The 2,500-nt window shown below is 51.4% G+C and carries 2 rRNA genes (1 of these 2 cut by a window edge); both read left to right on the top strand.

Annotated elements, in window-relative coordinates:
* A 23S ribosomal RNA gene (locus U3A58_RS21530) occupies nt 1–2,248 on the top strand (it extends 637 nt beyond the left edge of the window).
* Between the two features lie 135 nt (nt 2,249–2,383).
* Nucleotides 2,384–2,495, top strand: a 5S ribosomal RNA gene (rrf, locus tag U3A58_RS21525).
* Nucleotides 2,496–2,500: the final 5 nt, after the last annotated feature.

The raw sequence follows: 2,500 nt of genomic DNA, 5'->3' as shown, positions 1-2,500 counted from the left end.
TCAGTACCGTACCCGGAGCGAAAGCGAGTCTGAAAGGGCGATTGAGTCGGTGGGGGTAGACGCGAAACCTAGTGATCTACCCATGGCCAGGTTGAAGGTGCGGTAACACGCACTGGAGGACCGAACCGATAAACGTTGAAAAGTTTCCGGATGAGCTGTGGGTAGGGGTGAAAGGCTAATCAAACTGGGAAATAGCTCGTACTCCCCGAAATGTTTTTAGGAACAGCGTCGGGAATTGTATGACGGAGGTAGAGCTACCGATAGGACTAGGGGGAGTCAAATCCTACCAAATCCTGACGAACTCCGAATGCCGTCATATAGAACCGGCAGTGAGGGCTTGGGTGCTAAGGTCCAAGTCCGAGAGGGAAAGAACCCAGACCTTCCGCTAAGGTCCCCAAATCTATGTTAAGTTGAACAAAGGTGGTCCAGTTGCAGAGACAGCCAGGAGGTTAGCTTGGAAGCAGCTATTCCTTTAAAGAGTGCGTAACAGCTCACTGGTCGAGCGACAGGGCGTCGATAATAATCGGGCATCAAACATAGTACCGAAGCGAAGGATTCGACACTGATTTATCAGTGCGAGTGGTAGGGGAGCATTCCAACGGCAGTGAAGGTCGGGCGTCAGCCCGGTTGGAGCTTTTGGAAAAGCAAATGTAGGCATAAGTAACGATAATGCGGGCGAGAAACCCGCACACCGTAAGACCCAGGTTTCCTGATCAACGCTAATCGGATCAGGGTTAGTCGGGACCTAACGCGAACCCGAGAGGGGTAGTGGATGGACAATGGATTAATATTTCCATACTAATTATACAAGTGAAGGAGTGACGGAGTGATGAAAGATCCGCGCGGTGACGGAATACCGCGTTAAAGGTAGTAGGTATTGGACCCATAGTTAAATGCGTGGGTTTAGCCGAAGCTGATAGTACTGAGCGTTTACGGACAATCAGATAGTGATCCTAAGGGCTTCCAAGAAAAACTTCTAGCGTTAAGCGTATAATTACCCGTACCGCAAACCGACACAGGTGGTCGAGGAGAGTATCCTAAGGTGCTCGAGTGAATCATGGCTAAGGAACTCGGCAAAATAGCCCTGTAACTTCGGGAGAAGGGGCGCCTCTGGCAACAGAGGCCGCAGTGAAGAGGCCCAGGCGACTGTTTAACAAAAACACATGGCTTTGCAAAGTTTCAAGACTAAGTATAAGGCCTGACACCTGCCCGGTGCTGGAAGGTTAAGAGGGGATGTTATCGTAAGAGACGCATTGAATCGAAGCCCCAGTAAACGGCGGCCGTAACTATAACGGTCCTAAGGTAGCGAAATTCCTTGTCGGGTAAGTTCCGACCTGCACGAATGGTGTAACGATCTGGGCACTGTCTCAGCCATGAGCTCGGTGAAATTGTAGTCGCGGTGAAGATGCCGCGTACCCGCAACGGGACGGAAAGACCCCATGCACCTTTACTGCAACTTAGTATTGGTACTGGACAAATGATGTGTAGGATAGGTGGGAGACATTGAAGCGGGTTCGCCAGGATTCGTGGAGTCACTGTTGAAATACCACCCTTTGTTTGTTTGGTATCTAACCCGTGTAAGCGGGGACATTGCTTGGTGGGTAGTTTGACTGGGGTGGTCGCCTCCAAAAGGATAACGGAGGCTTCCAAAGGTTCCCTCAGTACGCTTGGTAACCGTACGAGGAGTGCAATAGCATAAGGGAGCTTGACTGTAAGGCCGACAAGCCGAGCAGGGTGGAAACACGGGTATAGTGATCCGGCGGTTTTGAATGGAAGAGCCGTCGCTCAAAGGATAAAAGGTACGCTGGGGATAACAGGCTGATCTCCCCCAAGAGCTCATATCGACGGGGAGGTTTGGCACCTCGATGTCGGCTCGTCACATCCTGGGGCTGAAGAAGGTCCCAAGGGTTGGGCTGTTCGCCCATTAAAGTGGCACGCGAGCTGGGTTCAGAACGTCGTGAGACAGTTCGGTCCCTATCTGTTGCGGGCGTGGGAAGTTTGCGAGGACCTGACCTTAGTACGAGAGGACCGGGTTGGACTGACCGCTGGTGTACCGGTTGTGATGCCAATTGCATTGCCGGGTAGCTACGTCGGGAAGAGATAAGCGCTGAAAGCATCTAAGTGCGAAACTCCCCTCAAGATGAGACTTCCAACTAGGGCCGTCAGAGACGATGACGTTGATAGGCTACAGGTGTAAAGGCAGTAATGTCATAGCCGAGTAGTACTAATTGCCCAAAAACTTACCCACTGTTTGTTACAGTTTCTGCAAAGACATGTTATTAAAAAGTCCGAAGTCGGAAGACCGAAGACCGAAGAAGAACTTAAGATATTAAGTGGACGAATGATCATCCGGCAACGGACACCGGTCATCGGACATCAAGATTTAGGCGGCCTAGCGCAGGGGTCCCACCTCTTCCCATCCCGAACAGAGAAGTTAAGCCCTGCAGCGCCGATGGTACTGGGGTTACACCCGGGAGAGTAGGTCGCCGCCTCATTTATT

The sequence above is a fragment of the Algoriphagus persicinus genome, assembly GCF_035156415.1.
In the GTDB taxonomy this organism is placed as follows: Bacteria; Bacteroidota; Bacteroidia; order Cytophagales; family Cyclobacteriaceae; genus Algoriphagus; species Algoriphagus persicinus.
The sequence above is the reverse complement of the archived record's forward strand: the minus strand, read 5'-3'. Positions and strand labels throughout refer to the sequence as shown.